Source organism: Burkholderia latens, assembly GCF_902499045.1.
GTDB classification, from domain to species: Bacteria; Pseudomonadota; Gammaproteobacteria; order Burkholderiales; family Burkholderiaceae; genus Burkholderia; species Burkholderia latens.
On sequence record NZ_CABVPL010000056.1, the window covers coordinates 26347 to 49960 of the forward strand.

A 23614-nucleotide genomic window follows, 5' to 3' on the forward strand; every position below is an offset into this window, starting at 1 on the left:
TCGGGAAGCCGTCGCGTTACGACAGCAGTTCGGAAAACGGAATGAAGCGCACGGTCTCGCCCGCGCTGATCGCGTGCTGCGGCGGATTGTCGATGAGGCCGTCGCCCCAGACCGTCGACGTCAGCACCGCCGAACTCTGGTTCGGGAACAGGTCGAGGCCGCCGGCTGCATTGACGCGCGCGCGCAGGAACTCGTTGCGCCGGTCGCCCTTGCTCTGCGAGAAATCCGCGCGCAGCGACAACGCACGCGGCGCGACGTCGCGCACGCCGGACAGCCGCAACAGGAACGGCCGCACGAACAGCAGGAACGTGACGAAGCTCGATACCGGGTTGCCGGGCAGCCCGATGAAGTGCGCATCGGCACGGCCGTCGCCACGGCGTACCGCACCGTAAGCGAGCGGCTTGCCCGGCTTCATCGCGATCTGCCACAGCGCGAGCCGCCCTTCGGCCTCGACGGCCGGCTTCACGTGATCCTCGTCGCCGACCGACACGCCGCCGCTCGTCAGGATCACGTCGTGGTCGCGTGCGGCTTCGCGCAGCGTGTCGCGGGTCGCCGCGAGCGAGTCGGGCACGATCCCGTAGTCGGTCACGTGGCAGCCGAGCCGCTCGAGCAGCCCGCGCAACGTGAAGCGGTTCGAGTTGTAGATCGCGCCGGGCTTCAGCGGCTCGCCCGGCATCGTCAGCTCGTCGCCGGTGAAGAACACCGCGACGCGAATGCGCCGCGCGACCGGCAACTGCGCGCAGCCGACCGATGCGGCAAGGCCGAGCGCCTGCGGCGTCAGTCGCGTGCCGGCCGGCAGGATCACCGCCCCCTGGCGGATGTCCGCGCCCTGTGCGGTGATCCATTCACCGGCTTTCGGCGTGTGCAGGATCTCGACCGCATCGCCGTCGGCCGCCGTCTGCTCCTGCATCACGACGGCGTCGGCGCCCGGCGGCACCGTCGCGCCGGTGAAGATCCGCGCGGCCGTGCCCGCGGCGAGCGGCGCGGCCGGATGACCGGCCGGGATCCGCTGCGATACCGGCAGACGCCGTTCGCCGTGCAGCAGATCGGCGACGCGCACCGCATAGCCGTCCATCGCGCTCGTGTGCATCGGCGGCACGTCGAGCGGCGAGCTCACGTCGGCCGCCAGCACGCGGCCGAGCGCATCGAGCGTTGCGACGGTTTCGGTACCGGGCAGCGGCTTCGCGGCATCGAGCAGCGCGGCGAGCGCTTCGGCGGTCGACAGCATCGGCGCGCGCGGCGCCGCGGGATTCGGGTTCGACATCGATGGAATCGGGGATCGTGGGAATCAATACGTCATTGTAGCGACGCCGTCGCACCCGCGCGCGATATGGCCGGCATGCGAAAACTGTGATCGGCGCGAACGCGCGGCACTGCCGCTGCCGCCACGCGTCTCGCGCAACGCCGCGCCGCACGGGCGGAGCCAAACGAAACGGCCGGAACCCCGACTCATGCGACGAATCGGCATTCCGGCCGTCCTGCGCCGCCGGGCTTGCGACCCGCCGGCGCGCTGCGACGTCGTGCGCGCTGACGCGCGGTTATGCGCCCGTATGCGCGGCGATGAAGTCCTTCACCTGCTGCGCGTCGGCCTTCACGACCTCGAAGCGCTGCGGCAGCGCCTCGAGCCCGTCGAAGGCGGCCGGACGCTCGGCTTCGCGACCGAGCGCCTCGCGGATCGTCTCGCCGAACTTGATCGGCTGCGCCGTCTCGAGCACGACCATCGGCACGCCCGCATCCAGATGCTCGCGCGCGACCTTCACGCCGTCGGCCGTATGCGTGTCGATCATCGTGTCGTAGCGCGAGAACACGTCGCGGATCGTCGCGATGCGGTCGGCGTGGCTGCTGCGGCCCGACACGAACCCGAATTCGGCGACGCGCGCGAAATCGCCGCTCGCCGCGAGATCGAAGCCGCCCTTCTCCTCGACGTCGCGGAACAGCTGCATCACGCGCGCCGGATCGCGGCCGAGCAGGTCGAACACGAAGCGCTCGAAGTTCGACGCCTTCGAGATGTCCATGCTCGGGCTGCTCGTGTGATACGTGTTCTCGGCACTGCGCACGCGGTACGCGCCGGTGCGGAAGAACTCGTCGAGCACGTCGTTTTCGTTGGTCGCGACGACGAGCTTCGCGATCGGCAGCCCCATCATCCGCGCGATATGGCCCGCGCAGACGTTGCCGAAGTTGCCCGACGGCACCGTGAACGACACGCGTTCGTCGTTGGACGCCGTCGCCGCGAAATAGCCCTTGAAGTAGTACACGACCTGCGCGACGACGCGCGCCCAGTTGATCGAGTTGACCGTGCCGATCTTGTGGCGCGCCTTGAACGCGTGATCGTTGGACACGGCCTTCACGATGTCCTGGCAGTCGTCGAACACGCCTTCGACCGCGAGGTTGAAGATGTTCGGATCCTGCAGGCTGAACATCTGCGCCGTCTGGAACGCGCTCATCTTCTTGTGCGGCGACAGCATGAACACGCGCACGCCGGCCTTGCCGCGCATCGCGTATTCGGCCGCGCTGCCCGTGTCGCCCGACGTCGCGCCGAGGATGTTCAGCGCTTCGCCGTGCTTCGCGAGCGTGTACTCGAACAGGTTGCCGAGCAGCTGCATCGCCATGTCCTTGAACGCGAGCGTCGGGCCGTTCGACAGTTCGAGCAGCGACAACGCCGCGCCGTGCTCGGTGCCGAGCGTCTTCAGCGGCGTGATGTCGGACGCGTTCTCGCCGTGGCGCGTGTTGCTGTACACGGCGGCCGTGTACGTGCGGCGCGTGATCGCGCGCAGGTCGTCGGCCGGCACGTCGTCGCAGAACTTCGACAGGATCTCGAACGCGAGATCCGCGTACGGCAGCGTGCGCCAGCGCGCGAGCTCGTCGGCCGACACCTTCGGGTATTCGGCCGGCAGGTAGAGCCCGCCGTCCTTCGCGAGGCCGCCGAGCAGGATGTCGGAGAACGTATGGCGCTCGCCGATGCCGGCGCCGCGCGTGGAAATGTAGTTCATGTCGTTCCTGGTCCTCAGTTCAGCGCTTCCATGCGCAGCTTCGTCACCTTCGAGACCACCGTCGCGAGGCTCTCGATCTGCGCGATCGCCGCGTTGACGTTCTTCTCGAGCGTTTCGTGCGTGATCAGGATGATGTCGGTCTGGCCGTTTGCGCCGTCGATCTGCTCCGATTCCTTCTGCAGCAACGCGTCGATCGAAATGCCCGATTCGGCCAGAATGCGCGTGATGGCGGCGAGCACGCCCGTCTGGTCGGCCACGCGCAGGCGCAGGTAGTAGCCGCTCGTGACTTCGTCGATCGGCAGGATCGGCGTGTTCGACAGGCTGTCCGGCTGGAACGCGAGGTGCGGCACGCGATGCTCGGGGTCGGCCGTGTGCAGGCGCGTGACGTCGACGAGATCCGCGACGACCGCCGACGCGGTCGGCTCCGCGCCCGCGCCCTTGCCGTAGTACAGCGTCGTGCCCACCGCGTCGCCGTGCACGACGACCGCGTTCATCGCGCCCTCGACGTTCGCGAGCAGGCGCTTTTCCGGGATCAGCGTCGGGTGCACGCGCAACTCGATGCCGTTTTCGGCGCGGCGCGCGATGCCGAGCAGCTTGATCCGGTAGCCGAGTTCTTCCGCATAGCGGATGTCGGTCGCGTCGAGCTTGCTGATGCCTTCGACGTACGCGCGGTCGAACTGGACGGGCACGCCGAACGCGATCGCGCTCATGATGGTGGCCTTGTGTGCGGCGTCGACGCCTTCGATGTCGAAGGTCGGATCGGCTTCCGCGTAGCCGAGCTCCTGCGCGGCCTTCAGCGCGGTCGCGAAGTCGAGGCCGCGGTCGCGCATTTCCGACAGGATGTAGTTCGTCGTGCCGTTGATGATCCCCGCGATGTACTGGATGCGGTTGGCCGTCAGCCCTTCGCGCAGCGCCTTGATGATCGGGATGCCGCCGGCGACGGCCGCTTCGAACGCGACCATCACGCCCTTTTCGCGTGCGGCTTCGAAGATCTCCGTGCCGTGCACCGCGAGCAGCGCCTTGTTCGCGGTCACGACGTGCTTGCCGTTCGCGATCGCGCGCAGCACCAGGTCGCGCGCGATGCCCGTGCCGCCGATCATCTCGGCGATGATCGCGATCGACGGATCGTCGACGACCGCGTTGAAGTCATCGGTAATTTGCGCGGTGCCGGCATGCGCGCCGAGCGCGGCCCGCGCCTTGGCCGGGTTGCGCACGGCAATGCGCGCGACCTCGATGCCGCGCCCCGCGCGCCGCTTGATTTCTTCCTGGTTGCGGTGCAGCACCGTGAAGGTGCCGCTGCCGACGGTGCCGAAGCCCAACAGGCCAACTTTGATCGGTTCCATGCTGCGTGTGATCGATGAGTAAGAATGAATGAATGCCGGGAGACCCTGTCCGCTCACATCGAATGACGCTTGCGGTAGCCGTCGAGGAAGCGCGCGATCCGGTTGATGGAATCGGTCAGGTCGTCGAGGTTCGGCAGGAAGACCACGCGGAAGTGATCCGGCGCCGCCCAGTTGAAGCCCGTTCCCTGCACGAGCAGCACGCGCTCCTCGAGCAACAGGTCGAGGATGAACTGCTGGTCGTTCTGGATCGGATAGAGCTTCGGATCGAGGCGCGGGAACATGTACAGCGCGGCCTGCGGCTTCACGCAGGTCACGCCGGGAATCGACGTGAGCATGTCGTACGCCAGTTCGCGCTGCTTGTACAGGCGCCCGCTCGGCACGATCAGCTCGTTGATGCTCTGGTAGCCGCCGAGCGCGGTCTGGATCGCGAACTGCCCGGGCACGTTCGCGCAGAGGCGCATCGACGACAGGATCCCGAGCCCTTCCAGGTAATCCTTCGCGCGCCGGCGGTTATCGCCGCCGAGGCCCGACACGGCCATCCACCCCGCGCGGTAGCCGCACGAGCGATAGCTCTTCGACAGGCTGTTGAACGTGACGGTGATCACGTCTTCCGACAGCGAGCCGAGCGCGGTGTGCTCGAGCCCGTCGTAGACGATCTTGTCGTAGACCTCGTCGGCGAACACGACGAGCCCATGCTGGCGCGCGATCTCGAGCAACTCGAGCAGCAATTCGTCGGAATAAAGCGCGCCGGTCGGGTTGTTCGGATTGATCACGACGATCGCCTTGGTGTTCGGCGTGATCTTGCGGCGGATGTCGTCGAGGTCGGGCATCCACGCGTTCTGCTCGTCGCACACGTAGTGCACCGGCGTGCCGCCCGACAGGCTCACGGCGGCCGTCCACAGCGGGTAATCGGGCGCGGGCAGCAGCACTTCGTCGCCGTCGTTCAGCAGCGCCTGCGTCGCCATCACGATCAGCTCGGACGCGCCGTTGCCGATGTAGATGTCGTCGAGGCCGACGCCCACGACGCCCTTTTGCTGCGTGTAGTGCATCACGGCCTTGCGCGCCGAGAACACGCCCTTCGAATCCGAATAGCCGGACGACGCCGGCAGGTTGCGGATCATGTCCTGGATGATTTCGTCCGGCGCGTCGAATCCGAACGGCGCGAGGTTGCCGATGTTCAGCTTGATGATGCGGTGGCCTTCTTCCTCGAGGCGCTTCGCGTGCTCGAGCACCGGGCCACGGATGTCGTAGCAGACGTTGAGCAGCTTGTTCGACTTCTGAATCGGTTTCACGACGACACGGTTCCTGGGTTGGCCTTGCGGCCGGGGGACGGGATCAAAACTGGAGAGCGGCCGGTCTGTGCGCGCTGTCTAGACTGGGAAAAAGCGGCGGCCGGACGCGGCTTGTGGCGGCGCACGACGCAAGTGGCGCCCGGGGGCGACCAAAAAGTTATAATTTAGCGGATTTTGGCCGAGTTTCGCAATGCACCATGGCCGCTGCGGGCCGCGCCGACAGGCGTCCCGCGCGCGCCGGGCATGAAACCGGCCGCCCGGGCCCGTGCGGCCCTTGCCAGACATTCCCCCTACGGAACCGCGGAATACCGATTTGAAACTGCACCAGGACTCGAGCGGCGCGCTCAACACCGTTACCGGCTACGGCCCCGATTATGTCGACGTCAACCTCCAGCGCCACGAAGGGAGCGTCATCGTGCTGCCCGGCGCCCCGGTGCGCGACTGGCCCGTGTCGTCGTTCGACGCGCTCGCGCCCGAGCACTTCGCGATGCTGCTCGACCCGGCGCCCGAACTCGTGATCTTCGGCAGCGGCGCGCGGCTGCGCTTTCCGCACCCGCGGCTCGTGGCCGCGCTGACGGCCCGGCGGATCGGCGTCGAGACGATGGATTTCCAGGCCGCGTGCCGCACCTACAACATCCTGATGGCCGAGGGCCGCAAAGTCGCCGCCGCGCTCTTAATTGAACGTTAATCGCTGATGCGGTAAAACTCGGGCCGGCGCAGCGGGTCGATCCCCGGATCATCGCCCGGATCGAACCCGGCCGGCCGCCGCCCCCGGCGCCACCCGCCGGCGGCCCGTCCCAACCACCAACAGGCTGAAAATCCATGAACGATACGCCGTCGAGGCTACCGCTCAACCGCATCACGCTCGTCCTCCTGCTCGTCGCGTTCGCGATCGTCTGGTTCGCGCCACTCGGGCTGCGCCACCTGATTCCGAGCGACGAAGGCCGCTACGCGGAAATGGCGCGCGAAATGTTCGTCACCGGCGACTGGATCACGCCGCGCTACAACGGCTACAAGTACTTCGAGAAGCCGCCGCTGCAGACCTGGCTGAACGCGCTGACGTTCGCATGGTTCGGCATCGGCGAATGGCAGGCGCGCCTCTACACGGGCCTCGCGAGCTTCGCCGGCGTGCTGCTCGTCGGCTTCACCGGCGCGCGCCTGTTCAACCCGCTGTCCGGCTTGCTCGCGGCCGTCGTGCTCGCCTGCTCGCCGTACTGGAACCTGATGGGCCACTTCAACGCGCTCGACATGGGGCTCGCGTTCTGGATGGCGCTGTCGCTGTGCGCGCTGCTGCTCGCGCAGCGGCCCGGGCTGAGCACGGGCGCGGCGCGCGGCTGGATGTGGACCTGCTGGGCCGCGATGGCGTTCGCCGTGCTGTCCAAGGGCCTCGTCGGGCTGATCCTGCCGGGCGCGGTGCTGGTGCTCTATACGCTGATCGCGCGCGACTGGGCGCTGTGGAAACGGCTGTATCTGGTCAGCGGCGTCGTGATCTTCTTCGCGATCGTCACGCCGTGGTTCGTGCTCGTCCAGCAGCGCAACCCCGAGTTCTTCAACTTCTTCTTCATCGTCCAGCAGTTCCGCCGCTACCTGACCCCGGAACAGAACCGGCCGGGCCCGCTCTACTACTTCGTGCCGGTGCTGCTGGTCGGTTTCCTGCCGTGGCTGTCGGTCGCATGGCAGAGCATCCGCCATGCGCTGCGCATGCCGCGCCAGCCGAACGGCTTCTCGCCGATGCTCGTGCTGCTGATCTGGAGCGCGTTCATCTTCCTGTTCTTCAGCGCGTCGCATTCGAAGCTGATTTCGTACGTGCTGCCGATCGCGCCGGCGCTCGCGCTGGTGATCGGCGCGTACCTGCCGCTGATGACCGCCGAACGGTTCCGCCGTCACCTGCTCGGCTATCTGGTGTTCTTCGTCGCCGCCGCGTTCGGGATCATCGCGCTCGCATACCAGGGCGATGCCCGCACGCCGAACGCGCTGTATCGCGCGTTCCAGATGTGGCTGTACGCGGGCCTCGCGGTTGCCGGTGCGCTCACGCTCGCGGCCGCATGGCTGAACCGCCGCGCGGGCGTCGCGGCCGCGATCACCGCATTCGGCGTCGCGTGGCTCGCGTTCGGCACGATCGGCGGCACCGGTCACGACGAATTCGGCCGCTACAGCTCGGGCGCGCTGCTCGCCCCCGCCGTGCGCGCCGAACTCGCGAAGCTGCCGCCGGACACGCCGTTCTACTCGATCGAGATGCTCGATCACACGTTCCCGTTCTACATGGGCCACACGACGATCATGGTCCAGCGCCAGGACGAACTCGCGTTCGGGATCTCGGTCGAGCCGAACAAGTGGATCCCGACCGTCGGCCAATGGATCGAACGCTGGAAACAGGACACCCACGCGCTCGCGATCATGCCGCCCGGCCAGTACGACGCGCTGGTCGAGCAACGCGTGCCGATGCGCGTGATCGCGCGCGACAACCGCCGCGTGATCGTCGAGAAACCGCAATCGTAAGGACGCCCGCCGCATGAATCCCGTTTCGTTCGTCTGCATCATCACCGGCGTGATGCTCAACGCCTGTGCGCAACTTCTGCTGAAAGCCGGCGTCAACGCCGTTGGACACTTCGAATTCAGCCGTGCGAACATCATCCCGGTCGGATTCAAGATCGCGACCCAGCTGCCGATCATCGGCGGTCTCGGCTGCTACGTGCTGAGCGTCGTCGTCTGGATCCTCGGGCTGTCGCGGGTCGACGTGTCGATCGCGTACCCGATGCTGTCGCTCGGCTACGTGGTCAACGCGTTCGCCGCGTGGTACCTGTTCGGCGAAGTGCTGTCGGTCCAGCGGCTCGTCGGCATCGGGATCATCCTGATCGGCGTGCTCGTGCTGGCGCGCAGCTGAGCGCGCGGCAGGCCTGGCCGCGCCGGCGGACACACCGGCGTACATTAAGCGCCCGCCTACAAAAAATCACGGTACGAAACTCTCAACCGGTGTTTAATGCCGGTTTCGGGGCGGATCGCCCGTCCCCTTTATTACCAGCCATTACAGGCAAACCGCATTCATGAGCCAGACTACCGCTCCGTTTCTGCCGTTCACCCGCCCCGAGATCGATGAGGAAACCATCCAGGGCGTCGTCGAAGTGCTGCGTTCGGGCTGGATCACCACCGGCCCGCAGAACCAGAAGTTCGAAGCCGCGCTGTCCGAGTATTGCGGCGGCCGTCCGGTCCGCGCGTTCAACTCCGGCACGTGCACGCTCGAGATCGGCCTGCGCATCGCGGGCGTCGGCCCCGGCGACGAAGTCATCACGACGCCGGCCACGTGGGTGTCGACCAGCAACGTGATCCTCGAGACCGGCGCGACGCCGGTGTTCGCCGACATCGACCCCGTCACGCGCAACATCGACCTCGACAAGCTCGAGCAGGCGATCACGCCGCGCACGAAGGCGATCATCCCGGTCTACCTGGCCGGCCTGCCGGTCGACATGGACCGCCTGTACGCGATCGCGCGCGCGCACAACCTGCGCGTGATCGAGGATGCGGCCCAGGCGCTCGGCTCGACGTGGAAAGGCAAGCGCATCGGCGCGATCGGCGACATCGTGTCGTTCAGCTTCCATGCGAACAAGAACCTGACGACGATCGAAGGCGGCGCGCTGGTGCTGAACGACGACGCCGAAGCGGCGCTCGCGCAGAAGTACCGGCTGCAGGGCATCACGCGCACCGGCTTCGACGGGATGGACTGCGACGTGCTCGGCGGCAAGTACAACATGACCGACGTCGCCGCACGCGTCGGCCTCGGCCAGCTGCCGCACCTCGAGCGTTTCACCGCGCAGCGTCGCGCGCTCGCGCGCGCGTATTTCGCCGCGTTCGACGGCGGCCCGGCCGTGAAGCTCGGGCTCGGCCTGCCCGTCGCCGATTTCGAGAACGGCAACTGGCACATGTTCCAGGTCACGCTGCCGCTCGACCGTCTGTCGATCTCGCGCGCCGATTTCATGGCGCAGATGAAGGAGCGCGGCATCGGCACGGGCGTCCACTACCCGGCCATCCACCTTTTCACGCTGTATCGTGCACGCGGCTTCAAGGAGGGGATGTTCCCTCACGCCGAACGGTACGGCGCCTCGACCGTCACGCTGCCGCTCTTCACGCAGATGACGGAAGACGACGTGCGTCGCGTGGCCGACGCCGTCGATCAGATTTGCGAACAATACGGAAAATAAGCGTACATGAATCACCTTGAAGCACGCGTCGGGCATCCGGGCGCCGCGAACCCGGAGGTATCGGTCATCATCCCCGTGTACAACGAGGAAGACGGCCTGGCTGCGCTGTTCGCGCGGCTGTACCCGGCACTCGACGCACTCGGCACGTCGTACGAAGTGATCCTGATCAACGACGGCAGCCGCGACCGCTCGGCCGCGATGCTCGCGGACCAGTTCCACGTGCGCCCCGACACGACGCGCGTCGTGCTGCTCAACGGCAACTACGGTCAGCACATGGCGATCCTCGCCGGCTTCGCGCAGTCGCGCGGCGAGATCGTGATCACGCTCGATGCCGACCTGCAGAACCCGCCCGAGGAAATCGGCAAGCTGATCGCGAAGATGCGCGAAGGCTACGACTACGTCGGCTCGATCCGCAAGCAGCGTCAGGACAGCCTGTGGCGGCGCAAGGCATCGCAGATGATGAACCGGCTGCGCGAGCGCATCACGCGGATCAAGATGACCGACCAGGGCTGCATGCTGCGCGCGTACAGCCGCCGCATCATCGACACGATCAACGTGTGCGGCGAAGTGAACACGTTCATTCCCGCGCTCGCGTACACGTTCGCGCAGAACCCGACCGAGGTCGAGGTCGCGCACGAGGAGCGCTTCGCGGGCCAGTCGAAGTATTCGCTGTACAGCCTGATCCGGCTGAACTTCGACCTCGTGACCGGCTTCTCGGTCGTGCCGCTGCAGTGGCTGTCGTTCATCGGCGTGATCCTGTCGCTCGGCTCCGCCGCGCTGTTCGTGCTGCTGCTCGTGCGCCGCTTCATCGTCGGCGCGGAAGTGCAAGGCGTGTTCACGCTGTTCGCGATCACGTTCTTCCTGCTCGGCGTGATCATCTTCGCGCTCGGGCTGCTCGGCGAATACGTCGGCCGGATCTACCAGCAGGTGCGCGCACGGCCCCGCTACCTGATCCAGGCCGTGCTCGAGCAGCACGAAGGCGTGCCGCCGGTGCCGGCCGCCGCGAATCGCACGGAGGCCGCGCAATGAAGCCGCGCGCGGTCGTGTTCGCGTATCACAACGTCGGCGTGCGCTGCCTGCAGGTGCTGCTGGCACGCGGCGTCGACGTCGCGCTCGTCGTCACGCACGAAGACAATCCGAACGAGAACATCTGGTTCGGCAGCGTCGCGTCGGTTGCCGCCGAGCACGGGATCCCGGTCGTCACGCCGGCCGATCCCGCCGATCCGGCGCTGCGCCGCGCGGTGTCGAACGCGCAGCCGGACTTCATCTTCTCGTTCTACTACCGCCACATGCTGCCGGCGGACCTGCTCGCGATCGCGCCGCGCGGCGCATACAACATGCACGGTTCGCTGCTGCCGAAATACCGGGGTCGGGTTCCGACCAACTGGGCCGTGCTGAACGGCGAAACCGAAACCGGTGCGACGCTGCACGAAATGGCGGCGAAGCCGGACGCCGGCGCGATCGTCGGCCAGACGGCCGTGCCGATCCTGCCGGACGACACGGCCGCGCAGGTATTCGACAAGGTGACGGTCGCGGCCGAACAGACGCTCTGGCGCGTGCTGCCCGCGCTGCTCGCGGGCGACGCGCCGCACCTGCCGAACGACCTCGCGAACGGCAGCTACTACGGCGGACGCAAACCGGAGGACGGCCGCATCGACTGGTCGAAGCCGGCCGCGCAGGTCTACAACCTGGTACGCGCGGTCGCGCCGCCGTATCCGGGCGCGTTCACCGACCTCGGCGGCACGCGCTTCGTGGTCGCCCGCGCGCGCCTCGCGGCGCCCGGCAGCGCCGCGGCAACGGCTGCGGCGGATTTGCCGCCCGGCCTGCACGTAAGCGATAATGCGCTATTCGGCGTCTGCGGCGACAGCCGTGCCCTATCCATTCTCGAGCTGTGGCAGCAGCGCGACGGCAGCGAAACCGTCGTGACGCCGGCGGAATTCGCGCAGTTCATTCATTCTTCCCGTCATTCATGAAAGCAAAAAAAGTCCTGATCCTGGGTGTGAACGGCTTCATCGGCCATCACCTGTCGAAGCGCATTCTTGAAACCACCGATTGGGAAGTGTTCGGCATGGACATGCAGACCGACCGGCTGGGCGACCTCGTCAACCACGAGCGGATGCATTTCTTCGAAGGCGACATCACGATCAACAAGGAGTGGGTCGAGTATCACGTGAAGAAGTGCGACGTGATCCTGCCGCTCGTCGCGATCGCGACGCCGGCCACCTACGTCCAGCAACCGCTGCGCGTGTTCGAGCTCGACTTCGAGGCGAACCTGCCGATCGTGCGCTCGGCCGTCAAGTACGGCAAGCACCTCGTGTTCCCGTCGACGTCCGAGGTCTACGGCATGTGCTCGGACGAGCAGTTCGACCCGGACGCATCGGCGCTCACGTACGGCCCGATCAACAAGCCGCGCTGGATCTACGCATGCTCGAAGCAGCTGATGGACCGCGTGATCTGGGGCTACGGGATGGAAGGCCTGAACTTCACGCTGTTCCGTCCGTTCAACTGGATCGGCCCGGGCCTCGACTCGATCTACACGCCGAAGGAAGGCAGCTCGCGCGTGGTCACGCAGTTCCTCGGCCACATCGTGCGCGGCGAGAACATCAGCCTCGTCGACGGCGGCTCGCAGAAACGCGCGTTCACCGACATCGACGACGGCATCAGCGCGCTGATGAAGATCATCGAGAACAAGAACGGCGTCGCGTCGGGCAAGATCTACAACATCGGCAATCCGAAGAACAACTTCTCGGTTCGCGAGCTCGCGCACAAGATGCTCGAACTGGCCGCCGAATTCCCGGAATACGCCGATTCCGCGAAGCAGGTGAAGCTCGTCGAGACGACGTCCGGCGCGTACTACGGCAACGGCTACCAGGACGTGCAGAACCGTGTGCCGAAGATCGACAACACGATGCAGGAGCTCGCGTGGGCGCCGCAATCGACGTTCGACGACGCGCTGCGCAAGATCTTCGAAGCGTATCGCGGCCATGTCGCCGACGCACGCGCGCTCGTCGAACAGCAGAACTGACGGGACGCTCGCTTGGCTCGTATCGTCCTCAAGATCGACGTCGACACGCTGCGCGGCACGCGCGAAGGCGTGCCGAATCTTGCGCGCATCTTCGACCGCTTCAATGCGCGCGCGACCTTCCTCTTCAGCCTCGGGCCCGATCACACGGGCTGGGCGCTGCGGCGCGTGTTCCGCCCCGGCTTCCTGAAGAAGGTGTCGCGCACGTCGGTAGTCGAGCATTACGGCGTGAAGCAGCTGATGTACGGCGTGCTGCTGCCGGGCCCCGACATCGGCCGCCGCGCGATCGCCGACATGCGCGCGATCCACGAGGCCGGCTTCGAATGCGGAATCCATACGTGGGATCACGTGTACTGGCAGGACAACGTGCGCGTGCGCGATCGCGACTGGACCGTGCGCGAGATGCAGAAGAGTCACGCGCGCTTCATCGAGATCTTCGGCGCGCCGCCCGTCACGCACGGCGCGGCCGGCTGGCAGATGAACGACGCCGCGTTCGAGCAGATCGACGCATGGGGCATGCGCTACGCGTCCGACGGCCGCGGCCACTCGCCGTACCTGCCCGTCGTCGGCGGCCGCACGCTGTCGCACGTGCAGATGCCGACCACGCTGCCGACGCTCGACGAAGTGCTCGGCATCGACGGTATCGACACGCACAACGTCGCCGCGCACATCCTGAAGTTCACCGCAACCAACCCGCACGACCAGGTGTTCACGCTGCACGCGGAACTGGAAGGCCAGAAGCTCGCGCCGGTGTTCGAGCAATTGCTCGCGGGCTGGCGCGCGCAGGGCCACACGTTTGCGACGATGGGCGACTACCACGCGACGCTGGACCGCGACTCGCTGCCATCGTACCCTGTCACGTGGGGCGAAATCCCCGGCCGCTCCGGCGAACTGATCGTCCAGCCCGACTGACGTTCGCGCGCGCAGGCGCCGCCGCCTGCCCCGCCCGCGCGGCATGCCGCCGCGACGCCCCGCCGAACCGCGCCGCCCGAGCGGCGCCTTTCCATAACAACAGGAGAAGCACGTGTCCGTCGAAGTTGACCGTCAAGTTCCCGATTTCACCGCAGCTGCCACGGGCGGCGACATTTCGCTGTCCGACCTGAAAGGCAAGAAACTCGTGCTGTATTTCTATCCGAAGGACAACACGCCCGGCTGCACGACCGAAGGCCTGCAGTTCCGCGATCTGTATCCGAAGTTCAAGAAGGCCGGCGCCGAAGTCATCGGCGTGTCGCGCGACAGCCTGCGCTCGCATGACAATTTCAAGGCAAAGCTCGAACTGCCGTTCCCGCTGATTTCCGATGCCGACGAAGCGCTGTGCGCGCTGTTCGATGTCATCAAGATGAAGAAGATGTATGGCAAGGAAGTGCGCGGAATCGAGCGTTCGACGTTCCTGATCGACGCCGACGGCGTGCTCCGCCACGCATGGCGCGGCATCAAGGTACCGGGTCACGTGGACGACGTGCTTAAGGCTGTACAAGCGCTTTGAGGCGCGTTATATTGGGCCGCAATGAATGCCAGTTCGCCCCATATTTCTCGTAGCTGCGCCGGTGCCCGTTGCGATGCTTTCCGGCACCTGACGCGCATCACGACGGTATCAGCCGAGCCGCATGTCCCGGTCCACGGGGCAGCGGCTTTTTTTATGGACTGCGCGCCGGCTCTCGGTCCGGCCCTCACCTCGTCAAGGAGCTGACCGACACTTAGGCGAACCGGCTAGACGAAATTCCTGTGCGCCACCGCGCGCAAACTGCATGCGTCTACGTCACGCAGGATGCGATCAGCGGCGCACTTCATGCGACACGATTCCTCCCGAGGGACACCATGCCTTTGCCTACTCCCCCCAGCAAGCTCGGCAGCCTGCTGCCGCCCGACGAATACAAGGCGAAAGCGCGGCCCGCGAAAGCCGCGAAGAAATCCGCCGAAGGGGACGCATCCACAGCCGGCGACTACGGCCCGGCCAGCGTGGCCCAACCGATGACCGAAGCCGCGAACACGGCCGCGCCGCTGCGCGCCGTCGCATCGTCGGCACAGGAAGCCGCGGGCACGTCCGCCCGCGGCCGCAAGACGAAACAGACGGCCGCGCTGCTGCAGCCGTTGCCGGCGCCCGCCGAACCCGCGGGAACCGCGGCCCCCGTCGTCGCGCGCAACGACAAGCCCGCGGCCGTCAAGCCGGCCGCCGGCGCGCCCGCGCGCGACGCCGGCGCCGCGACGAAGTCGCGCAGCCGCAAGCCGGCCGAAGCCGAACTGCAGAAGCTGTTCGTGCTCGACACCAACGTGCTGATGCACGATCCGAGCAGCCTCTTCCGCTTCGAGGAACACGACGTCTATCTGCCGATGATGACGCTCGAGGAGCTCGACAACCACAAGAAGGGGATGTCCGAAGTCGCGCGCAACGCGCGCCAGGTGAGCCGCACGCTCGACGCGCTGGTCGCCGACGGCGGCCCGATCTCGGCCGGCATTCCGCTGTCGCGGCTCGGCAGCCGCGAGGCGCTCGGCCGCCTGTACTTCCAGACGAAGCTCGCCGACATCGCGCCGGTCGAAGGCTTGCCCGAAGGCAAGGCCGACAACCAGATCCTCGGCGTCGTGCGCGCGCTGCAGCGCGACCGGCCGGACCGCCAGGTCGTGCTGGTGTCGAAAGACATCAACATGCGGATCAAGGCGCATGCGCTGGGCCTGCCCGCGGAAGACTACTTCAACGACCAGGTGCTCGAGGACAAGGATCTCCTCTACACCGGCGTGCGCGAGCTTCCGCAGGACTTCTGGACCAAGCACGCGAAGGGGATGGAGAGCTGGCAGGACACGAAGACGGGCACTACGTACTACCGCGTGACGGGCCCGCTCGTCGCGTCGATGCTCGTCAACGAGTTCGTGTATCTCGAGCCGCAGAACGGCGAGCCGACGTTCCACGCGATCGTCCGCGAGCTGAACGGCAAGACGGCGCTGCTGCAGACGCTGCGCGACTACAGCCACCACAAGAACAACGTGTGGGGCATCACCGCGCGCAACCGCGAGCAGAACTTCGCGCTGAACCTGCTGATGAACCCGGAGATCGACTTCGTCACGCTGCTCGGCCAGGCCGGCACCGGCAAGACGCTCGTCGCGCTCGCGGCCGGCCTCGCGCAGGTGCTCGACGACAAGCGCTACAACGAGATCATCGTGACGCGCGCGACCGTGCCCGTCGGCGAGGACATCGGCTTCCTGCCGGGCACCGAGGAAGAGAAGATGCAGCCGTGGATGGGCGCCTTCGACGACAACCTCGAAGTGCTGCAGAAGACCGACGACGCGGCCGGCGAATGGGGCCGTGCGGCAACGCAGGAACTGATCCGTTCGCGCCTGAAGGTGAAGAGCATGAACTTCATGCGCGGCCGTACGTTCGTCGACAAGTATCTGATCATCGACGAGGCGCAGAACCTGACGCCGAAGCAGATGAAGACGCTCGTGACACGTGCGGGCCCGGGCACGAAGATCGTGTGCCTCGGCAACATCGCGCAGATCGACACGCCTTACCTGACCGAAGGCAGCTCGGGCCTGACCTACGTCGTCGACCGCTTCAAGGGCTGGGGCCACAGCGGCCACGTGACGCTTGCGCGCGGCGAACGCTCGCGGCTCGCCGACTACGCGTCGGACATCCTGTAACGTGATACGCCGGCGGCTCGCCGGCCTTCGACCCGCATACGGCGCTCCGCTTCCGGAGCGCCGTTTTTATTTATGGGGTCGAAAGCACTCTTCATCGTTCGTTACACAACCGTTACGCAACCCCCGCACTTACACGCGAAACTTCAAGTAAATTCTCAGGAATGGTTGCCTAAGCCCCGCCGGAACGTCTACCATCGGGTCTGTCTGTTGTCATACGATTCGCGCCCACCGCGCGCGTCCGCCTTGTCATGCTTCGAATCTGGGTTCCCGTCGCCGTCGTATCACTGCTCGCGGCCTGCTCCAGCGTGCCGCCGCAGTCGGCGTCGCGCACCTCCGGCATGAAGATCATGACGCCGCGCGCGTTCCCGCCGCCCGCCAATTTCCCGAAATTCGTCGACCACAGCGTCGGTCAGGAAGAAATCTCGATCCAGGCGATGAGCCTCGTCGGCGTCCCGTATCGCTGGGGCGGCAACACGCCGACGAGCGGTTTCGACTGCAGCGGGCTCGTACGCTATGTGATCGGCCGCGCGGCAGACGTGGACCTGCCGCGCACGACCGCCGACATGAGCAGCCGCGGCGTATCGATCGAGCCCGACCAGATCGCGCCGGGCGACTTGATCTTCTTCAACACGACCGGGCGCCCGCATTCGCACGTCGGCATTTACGTCGGCAAGCTGCGCTTCGTCAACGCACCGTCGACGGGCGGCACCGTGCGGCTGGACTACCTGACGAACCCGTACTGGGCGAAGCGCTTCGACGGCATTCGCCGGGTCGCGCCGCCGCGCTCTGCGCCGACGCCGTTCGATGCGCCGACTTACGACGCGAAGCGCGACGAGCCGCGCAATCCGCCGGCTATTGCGCCCGCTCCGGCGATCGTGACGGCTGCCGCGACGGCACGGCCGCCTGCCCATGTGTCGCCGCCCGCGCGAGCGGCGCGGGCGCAGGCTCCGGTCACGCCGAGCACGTCGGTCGTGACGGCTGCCACATCCGCGCCGGCAGCACCTGCGGCACCGCCCGCCGACGCGTACGAACCGCCGCCAGCGCGGATGCAGGCAGCACTGCCGCAAGCCGCGTCCGTAAACGACACGCCACCCGCGACGACGGCCAACACAGCGCCGGCTGCGCCCACGGAGGTCGGCACGCAGATCCCGACGACGGCGCTGACGGCTGCCGAGGCCGCCGCGTTCGACGCCGAACCGCCGCCCGCCGCCACGTCGGCGCCTTCGCGCGGCATCGAGCCGCCGCCCGTGCAGGTGTTGCGCGCGTCGACGCAATCCGCGCCCGCCAGCCCACGCACCAGCACGGCAGACGATCCGATCGCGCGGTTTGCGAACGGCAGTTACTGACCGGTTGTTCGAACCTGACCGTCACGACGTTGGCGGCATCTGGCGCCCCGCTTCTTCACCGCACCGTTCGCGCAACCCCCAAAAAAATGCGCCGCAGCCTTTCGGCTTGCGGCGCATGTCGCGTCGATCAGACGGTGTCGGCGATCAGAAGATCTGGCGCCCGATCCACCAGCCGCCGGCCGCGAAAAGCGCGGCTGCCGGCAGCGTCAGCACCCAGGCCCACACGATGTTGCCGGCGACGCCCCAGCGTACGGCCGACAGCTTCTGCGTCGCGCCGACGCCGACGATCGCGCCGGTGATCGTGTGCGTGGTCGACACGGGGATGCCGAGGAACGATGCGATGAACAGCGTGATCGCGCCACCGCTTTCCGCGCAGAAACCGCCGACCGGCTTCAGCTTCGTGATCTTCTGCCCCATCGTGCGCACGATCCGCCAGCCGCCGAACAGCGTGCCGAGGCCCATCGACAGGTAGCATGCGCCGATCACCCACGCGGGCGGCGCATCGGCGGTCGCCGACGCATAGCCCGATGCGATCAGCAGCATCCAGATGATGCCGATCGTCTTCTGCGCGTCGTTGCCGCCGTGGCCGAGGCTGTACAGTCCGGCCGACAGCAGCTGGAGCCGGCGGAAGCGCCGGTCGACCTTGCTGGGCGCGGTCCGGAAATACAGCCACGACACGCCGAGCATGAACAGCGAACCGAGGATGAAACCGAGCAGCGGCGAGATGAAGATGAACGCGATCGTCTTCAGCAGCCCGTCGACGTTGAGCGCGCTCCAGCCCGACTTCGCGAGCGCCGCGCCGACGAGGCCGCCGATCAGCGCATGCGACGAGCTCGACGGGATCCCGTAGTACCAGGTGATCACGTTCCAGCCGATCGCGCCGACCAGCGCGCCGAACACGACGTAGTGGTCGACGATCTCCGGATCGATCGTGCCTTTACCGACGGTCTGCGCGACCTTCAGGTGGAAGATGAAATACGCGATGACGTTGAACGCGGCCGCGAACACGACGGCCTGCTGCGGCTTCAGCACCCCGGTGGACACGACGGTGGCGATCGAATTCGCCGCGTCGTGGAAGCCGTTCATGAAGTCGAATACGAGCGCGACGAGCACCAGCGTCGCGACCATCCAAAGGGCGAGTTGTATCGAATGCATCGTGGTCCGCTCAGGCGTTTTCCAGCACGATGCCTTCGATGATGTTCGCGACGTCCTCGCACTTGTCGGTGATCTCTTCGAGCAACTCGTAGATCGCCTTCAGCTTGATGAGCGTCTTCACGTCGTCCTCCTCGCGGAACAGCTTCGACATTGCCGCGCGCAGCACACGATCGGCCTCCGACTCCCAGCGGTCGATCTCCTCGCACTGCTTGAGGATCTGCGCCGACTGCTTCATGTCGGACAGCAGCGCGACCGCCTGCTGAACGTGTTGCGCCGACTGCGTGACGATGTGCGCGAGCTGGCTCGCCTCCGACGTGACCGACTGCACGTCGTACAGCGACACGGCCGTCGCGACGTCTTCCATCAGGTCGAGGATGTCGTCCATCGTCGTGATCAGCTTGTGGATCTCGTCACGATCGAGCGGCGTGATGAAGGTCTTGTGCAGCAGATCGATCGCTTCATGCGTGAGCTTGTCAGCGGCCTTCTCGGCGGTTTGCACGTTTTGCTTGTGAATCTCGGCGTCGGCGAGATTGTCGATCAGCAGTTCGAGCTCGCGGCCACCGGAAACGATGTGCTTCGCGTGCGCGTTGAAGAGTTCAAAGAACTTGCCCTCCGTGGGCATGAATCGACCGAACATGGGATTCCTGAGAGATTGTCAAACGACTGTCACGAAAACGGGCGACATTGTACCGTTTTCGGTTGCGACGCGACGCGCGTATATGCGCGCGCCGGGATTGGATACAACGCCTGGTGAAATAACGGTTTACATCCGGCGAAGAAGTGTTACTCGCCGTAGAAGTTCTGCGCCCCCGCAAAGTTGTCGAACTTCGTGTATTGGCCCAGGAACGTGAGCCGAACGGGCCCGATCGGACCGTTACGCTGCTTGCCGATGATGATTTCGGCCGTCCCCTTGTCCGGGCTGTCGGGATTGTAAACCTCGTCGCGGTAAATGAACAGGATCACGTCCGCGTCCTGCTCGATTGCGCCCGATTCGCGCAAATCGGACATCACCGGACGCTTGTTCGGACGCTGTTCGAGACCGCGGTTCAGCTGCGACAGCGCGATCACGGGCACGTCCAGCTCTTTCGCGAGGCTCTTCAGCGATCGCGAAATTTCCGAGATTTCGGTCGCGCGGTTCTCGCCCTGCGACGAACCCGACATCAGCTGCAGGTAGTCGACGATGATCAGGCCGAGCTTGCCGCACTGACGCGCAAGGCGTCGCGCGCGCGAGCGCAGTTCCATCGGGTTCAGGCCGCCCGTTTCGTCGATGAAGAGCTGCGCCTCGCTCATCTTCTGCACCGCGTGCGTGAGCTTCGGCCAGTCCTCGTCGGTCAGGCGGCCGGTACGCATCCGGTGCTGGTCGAGCCGGCCGATCGAGCCGAGCATACGCATCACGAGCTGCGTGCCCGGCATTTCCATCGAGAACACCGCGACCGGCAGCCCGTACTCGACCGCGACGTATTCGCCGATGTTCATCGAGAACGCGGTCTTACCCATCGACGGCCGTCCGGCCACGATGATCAGCTCGCCGCCGTGCATCCCGGACGTCATCCGGTCGAGGTCGACGAAGCCGGTCGGCGTGCCGGTGACGTCGCTCGGGTTCGCGGTGTGATACAGCGTGTCGATCCGCTCGACGACCTGCGTGAGCAGCGGGCCGATCTCCAGGAAGCCCTGGTTGCCGCGCGCGCCCTCTTCGGCGATCGAGAACACCTTCGACTCGGCCTCGTCGAGCAGCTGGCGGACTTCCTTGCCCTGCGGATTGAACGCGTCGGCCGAGATTTCGTCGGCGACCGACACGAGCCGGCGCAGCACCGCGCGGTCGCGCACGATTTCCGCATAGCGGCGGATGTTCGCGGCGCTCGGCGTATTTTGCGCGAGCGCGTTCAGGTACGCGAGGCCGCCGACGTCGTCGGCCTTGCCGGACGTGGTCAGCGCTTCGTACACGGTCACGACGTCGGCCGGGCGTGTCGACGCGATCAGCCGGCCGATGTGCTCGTAAATGATCCGGTGGTCGTAGCGGTAGAAATCGCTCTGCGACAGGAAGTCGGCAATCCGGTCCCAGGCCGCGTTGTCGAGCAACAGGCCGCCGAGCACCGACTGCTCGGCTTCGACCGAATGCGGCGGGACTTTCAGCGATTCGATTTGAGGATCTTGCGGCGCGTTCATGGGTTGGGATTATCGCGAATTACACTGGACGACGCCATACCGGCCGCCGGCGTACAGGCAATAAAAAAGGCAGGCCCCGGTTGCCCGGGCGCCTGCCCTTGTCCGGACGGCGGAAGCCGCCCGGCAAGCTTGCGTACGCTTACGCGTGGTCGCCGATCACGTTGATCGTGACGTCGACGACGACGTCCGTGTGCAGCGCGATCTGGACGACGTGCTCGCCGATCATCTTCAGCGGGCCTTCCGGCATGCGAACTTGCAGCTTCTCGACTTCGAAACCTGCCTTCTTCAGCAGTTCCGCGACGTCGCCGTTCGTGACCGAGCCGAACAGACGGCCGTCGACGCCCGACTTCTGCGTGACTTCGAACGTCTGGCCGTTCAGCTTCTCGCCGACTGCCTGCGCTGCCGCCAGCTTTTCAGCGGCGATCTTTTCGAGCTCGGCGCGGCGAACTTCGAATTCGGCGATCGCTTCCTTCGTTGCACGGCGAGCCTTGCGGTTCGGGATCAGGAAGTTGCGAGCGTAACCGTCCTTGACCTTGACGATATCGCCGAGGTTGCCCAGATTGGCGACTTTTTCCAACAGAATGATTTGCATTCGAATTCTCCTTATTGCGTCGCCTGATTACGCCTTGTGCTGATCGGTGTACGGCAGCAGCGCGAGGAAACGCGCACGCTTGATTGCCGTATCCAGCTGACGCTGATAGTGCGCCTTCGTACCCGTCAGACGAGCCGGCGTGATCTTGCCGTTTTCGCCGATGAAGTCCTTCAGCGTTTCCGTGTCCTTGTAGTCGATCTGCTCGACGCCTGCAGCCGTGAAACGGCAGAACTTCTTGCGCTTGAAGAGCGGGTTTTGTTGCTGACGACGCTTGTCGAATTTCTTACCAGTCGGGCGGGGCATGATTTCAGTCCTTTCCAATGTCCTGCAATGCTGTGATGTGAAACACCAAGGTTCTCGCGTTGCGGCTTTTCTTCGCCAGGAAGCCCGTGAACAGCGTCTCGACGCCCATTTCACGGCTCTCCAGCCTGCCGCTCGCCTCACCGGCCGCCACCGCCTCGATCGTCATTTCGACCTGACGGGGAATGCCTGCTTCGACGACTTCCGTGCGGTGATGCAATGTGGCGCTTGCAATCGGAACACCTGCCGGCGTATATCGCACCGGTGCGCGTTCGACGACGCTCGCCGTCAATTGCAACCTGTTCACGTGAGTGACGCGTTCCCTGGTGGCTTAATACGTGACGAACTTAAGCCTGCGCTTCGGTCGGCTGAGCTGCAGCCGCCTTCTTGGCTTCTTCGCGCTGAACTTCCTTCATCATCGGCGACGGGCCGGTCTCGGCCTTCTTCATCTTGACGATGAGGTGGCGCAGCACGGCGTCGTTGAACTTGAACGCGTGTTCGAGTTCGTCGAGCGTCGTCTGGTCGCACTCGATGTTCATGCAGACGTAGTGAGCCTTCGCGAGTTTCTCGATCATGTAGGCCAGTTGGCGACGGCCCCAGTCTTCGACGCGGTGGATCTGACCGCCGTGCGACGTGATCGTGGTCTTGTAACGCTCGATCATCGCGGGCACTTGCTCGCTCTGATCGGGGTGCACGATGAATACGATTTCGTAATGACGCATTACACACTCCTTGTGGATAGAAGCCACCCGGGCGTCTGAACCGGTGTGGCAAGTGAGAAGCCGAAGATTCTAACCCGGATACACGGCTCATGCAACACCGATCGACGATTCCCGCGTGGATTCGGCCATGTTTTCAACGACTTGAAGGTGGCCGGCGGCAGAAACGGGGACGCGCACACCCGCTCGCGACCCGGGGACGGAACGCTTCGCGCGGTTCCGGGCCGGTGCTTCGGGCCGCCTTCACTCGCTGCGCGCCCCGCGCAGCCGCGCGTCGAGCGCCGTCCTGAACGCGGCCAGCGCCGAAGGCTCCGCGTCGGTCACCGCCCACCACGTCATCCCGGCCGCGTCCCAGCGATCGAGCGCGTAGCCTTGCGACACGGTCGTGTACGCTGCGCGCGCGCGCCCTTCTCCGGCCGGCCGCACGTACACGTCGATCACGTGCTGCCGGTAGCGGTACACGAGCACCGCGACGCGGCGCCCGCCGACGTAGTCGAGCCGGCCGCCGGCCAGCGGGAAACCGCTCGCCGACAGGTCCTCGACCGGCGGCGCGTAGTCGAGCCGCCCGTTGAACCACGGCTTCACCGTATGCCGATCCGTCGAGATCACGTCGATGTCGCGCGCCGACAGGCCGGCCCGCACGTGGCTCGACACGAGTTCGTCGACCGTCCGGTCGGTGTCGGCGTGACGGGCGGACAGCGTCATCCCGGCCGCCGCGGCCAGCGCGACCATCAGCGCCACGCCCCAGCCGAGCGCTGGCAGCGCCGCGACGTGCGGCCCGGGGCCCGCGGCGGCCGGGCGAGCCGACACGCCGCGACCCGCCGGCCATGCGAACCAGCGGCGCGCGCCCGGTCGTGGCC

Annotated in this window: 23 protein-coding genes and 1 pseudogene; 11 read left to right on the top strand and 13 right to left on the bottom strand. The window is 66.2% G+C overall.

The window, feature by feature from the left end; translation table 11 throughout:
• Positions 1 to 16: 16 nt before the first annotated feature.
• From BSE24067_RS27785 to BSE24067_RS27800, 4 genes are all read right to left on the bottom strand, one after another.
• Positions 17 to 1264 carry a molybdopterin molybdotransferase MoeA gene (locus BSE24067_RS27785; RefSeq protein ID WP_151067284.1) on the bottom strand — a complete coding sequence of 416 codons (1248 nt, stop codon included), beginning with the start codon at positions 1262 to 1264 and terminating at the stop codon, positions 17 to 19.
• Between the two features lie 274 nt (positions 1265 to 1538).
• The gene (gene thrC / locus BSE24067_RS27790; RefSeq protein WP_151067283.1) at positions 1539 to 2990 is read right to left on the bottom strand and encodes a threonine synthase; all 1452 of its coding nucleotides are present in this window, start codon (positions 2988 to 2990) and stop codon (positions 1539 to 1541) included.
• A gap of 14 nt (positions 2991 to 3004) precedes the next feature.
• Positions 3005 to 4333 carry a homoserine dehydrogenase gene (locus BSE24067_RS27795; protein WP_151067282.1) on the bottom strand — a complete coding sequence of 443 codons (1329 nt, stop codon included), beginning with the start codon at positions 4331 to 4333 and terminating at the stop codon, positions 3005 to 3007.
• Positions 4334 to 4386: 53 nt separating this feature from the next.
• The gene (locus tag BSE24067_RS27800) at positions 4387 to 5625 is read right to left on the bottom strand and encodes a pyridoxal phosphate-dependent aminotransferase (RefSeq protein ID WP_151067281.1); all 1239 of its coding nucleotides are present in this window, start codon (positions 5623 to 5625) and stop codon (positions 4387 to 4389) included.
• Between the two features lie 313 nt (positions 5626 to 5938).
• On the opposite strand from BSE24067_RS27800, the gene BSE24067_RS27805 reads away from it, so the two are divergent.
• The 9 genes from BSE24067_RS27805 (at position 5939) to BSE24067_RS27845 (ending at position 14329) form a co-directional block, all read left to right on the top strand.
• Complete coding sequence (locus tag BSE24067_RS27805; RefSeq protein WP_040144319.1) at positions 5939 to 6313, top strand: Mth938-like domain-containing protein; 375 nt, start codon at positions 5939 to 5941, stop codon at positions 6311 to 6313.
• 134 nt (positions 6314 to 6447) lie between these two features.
• Entirely contained in the window at positions 6448 to 8124 is a 1677-nt protein-coding gene (locus BSE24067_RS27810; protein WP_151067280.1) for a glycosyltransferase family 39 protein, read from the top strand.
• 13 nt (positions 8125 to 8137) lie between these two features.
• Positions 8138 to 8509, top strand: coding sequence for an EamA family transporter (locus BSE24067_RS27815; protein WP_040144321.1), 372 nt, complete (start codon positions 8138 to 8140; stop codon positions 8507 to 8509).
• 160 nt (positions 8510 to 8669) lie between these two features.
• Positions 8670 to 9821 carry a DegT/DnrJ/EryC1/StrS family aminotransferase gene (locus BSE24067_RS27820; protein ID WP_151067279.1) on the top strand — a complete coding sequence of 384 codons (1152 nt, stop codon included), beginning with the start codon at positions 8670 to 8672 and terminating at the stop codon, positions 9819 to 9821.
• Between the two features lie 6 nt (positions 9822 to 9827).
• On the top strand, positions 9828 to 10850 hold the full coding sequence (locus tag BSE24067_RS27825; protein ID WP_151067278.1) for a glycosyltransferase: 1023 nt from the start codon (positions 9828 to 9830) through the stop codon (positions 10848 to 10850).
• Positions 10847 to 11794, top strand: a complete 948-nt coding sequence (locus tag BSE24067_RS27830; RefSeq protein ID WP_151067277.1) for a formyltransferase — start codon at positions 10847 to 10849, stop codon at positions 11792 to 11794. Before BSE24067_RS27825 ends, BSE24067_RS27830 begins: the two co-directional genes overlap by 4 nt.
• Positions 11791 to 12846, top strand: a complete 1056-nt coding sequence (locus BSE24067_RS27835) for a bifunctional UDP-4-keto-pentose/UDP-xylose synthase (protein WP_052111046.1) — start codon at positions 11791 to 11793, stop codon at positions 12844 to 12846. The genes BSE24067_RS27830 and BSE24067_RS27835 overlap by 4 nt, the downstream gene beginning before the upstream one ends.
• 12 nt (positions 12847 to 12858) lie before the next feature.
• Positions 12859 to 13755, top strand: coding sequence for a polysaccharide deacetylase family protein (locus BSE24067_RS27840; RefSeq protein ID WP_151067276.1), 897 nt, complete (start codon positions 12859 to 12861; stop codon positions 13753 to 13755).
• A gap of 112 nt (positions 13756 to 13867) precedes the next feature.
• Positions 13868 to 14329 (top strand): peroxiredoxin, encoded by a 462-nt coding sequence (locus tag BSE24067_RS27845; protein ID WP_040144326.1) that lies wholly within the window; start codon positions 13868 to 13870, stop codon positions 14327 to 14329.
• A 192-nt stretch (positions 14330 to 14521) separates the two neighbouring features.
• Here the strand turns inward: BSE24067_RS27845 and BSE24067_RS33015 are convergent.
• Positions 14522 to 14766, bottom strand: a pseudogene (locus BSE24067_RS33015) (hypothetical protein); the annotation flags it as partial.
• Here BSE24067_RS33015 and BSE24067_RS27850 point away from each other — a divergent pair.
• Positions 14662 to 16476 (top strand): PhoH family protein, encoded by a 1815-nt coding sequence (locus tag BSE24067_RS27850; RefSeq protein ID WP_174904923.1) that lies wholly within the window; start codon positions 14662 to 14664, stop codon positions 16474 to 16476. The pseudogene BSE24067_RS33015 and the gene BSE24067_RS27850 overlap by 105 nt on opposite strands.
• A gap of 248 nt (positions 16477 to 16724) precedes the next feature.
• Entirely contained in the window at positions 16725 to 17822 is a 1098-nt protein-coding gene (locus tag BSE24067_RS27855) for a C40 family peptidase (RefSeq protein ID WP_151068582.1), read from the top strand.
• Positions 17823 to 17966: 144 nt separating this feature from the next.
• Here BSE24067_RS27855 and BSE24067_RS27860 read toward each other — a convergent pair whose 3' ends face one another.
• The 8 genes from BSE24067_RS27860 to BSE24067_RS27895 form a co-directional block, all read right to left on the bottom strand.
• Positions 17967 to 18977, bottom strand: a complete 1011-nt coding sequence (locus tag BSE24067_RS27860; protein WP_151068581.1) for an inorganic phosphate transporter — start codon at positions 18975 to 18977, stop codon at positions 17967 to 17969.
• A 10-nt stretch (positions 18978 to 18987) separates the two neighbouring features.
• Positions 18988 to 19614 carry a DUF47 domain-containing protein gene (locus tag BSE24067_RS27865; RefSeq protein WP_006402300.1) on the bottom strand — a complete coding sequence of 209 codons (627 nt, stop codon included), beginning with the start codon at positions 19612 to 19614 and terminating at the stop codon, positions 18988 to 18990.
• A 146-nt stretch (positions 19615 to 19760) separates the two neighbouring features.
• The gene (locus BSE24067_RS27870; RefSeq protein ID WP_040144331.1) at positions 19761 to 21143 is read right to left on the bottom strand and encodes a replicative DNA helicase; all 1383 of its coding nucleotides are present in this window, start codon (positions 21141 to 21143) and stop codon (positions 19761 to 19763) included.
• Between the two features lie 139 nt (positions 21144 to 21282).
• Positions 21283 to 21735, bottom strand: coding sequence for a 50S ribosomal protein L9 (gene rplI, locus BSE24067_RS27875; protein WP_040144332.1), 453 nt, complete (start codon positions 21733 to 21735; stop codon positions 21283 to 21285).
• Between the two features lie 27 nt (positions 21736 to 21762).
• Positions 21763 to 22038 (bottom strand): 30S ribosomal protein S18, encoded by a 276-nt coding sequence (gene rpsR, locus BSE24067_RS27880; RefSeq protein ID WP_006486248.1) that lies wholly within the window; start codon positions 22036 to 22038, stop codon positions 21763 to 21765.
• A 4-nt stretch (positions 22039 to 22042) separates the two neighbouring features.
• Positions 22043 to 22342 (bottom strand): primosomal replication protein N, encoded by a 300-nt coding sequence (gene priB, locus BSE24067_RS27885; protein ID WP_011657069.1) that lies wholly within the window; start codon positions 22340 to 22342, stop codon positions 22043 to 22045.
• Positions 22343 to 22382: 40 nt separating this feature from the next.
• A complete protein-coding gene (gene rpsF, locus BSE24067_RS27890) occupies positions 22383 to 22757 on the bottom strand; it encodes a 30S ribosomal protein S6 (protein ID WP_006402295.1) in 375 nt (124 codons plus the stop codon).
• A gap of 240 nt (positions 22758 to 22997) precedes the next feature.
• Positions 22998 to 23614: anti-sigma factor family protein (locus BSE24067_RS27895; RefSeq protein WP_174904925.1), on the bottom strand; the 617-nt coding region annotated here is incomplete at its 5' end.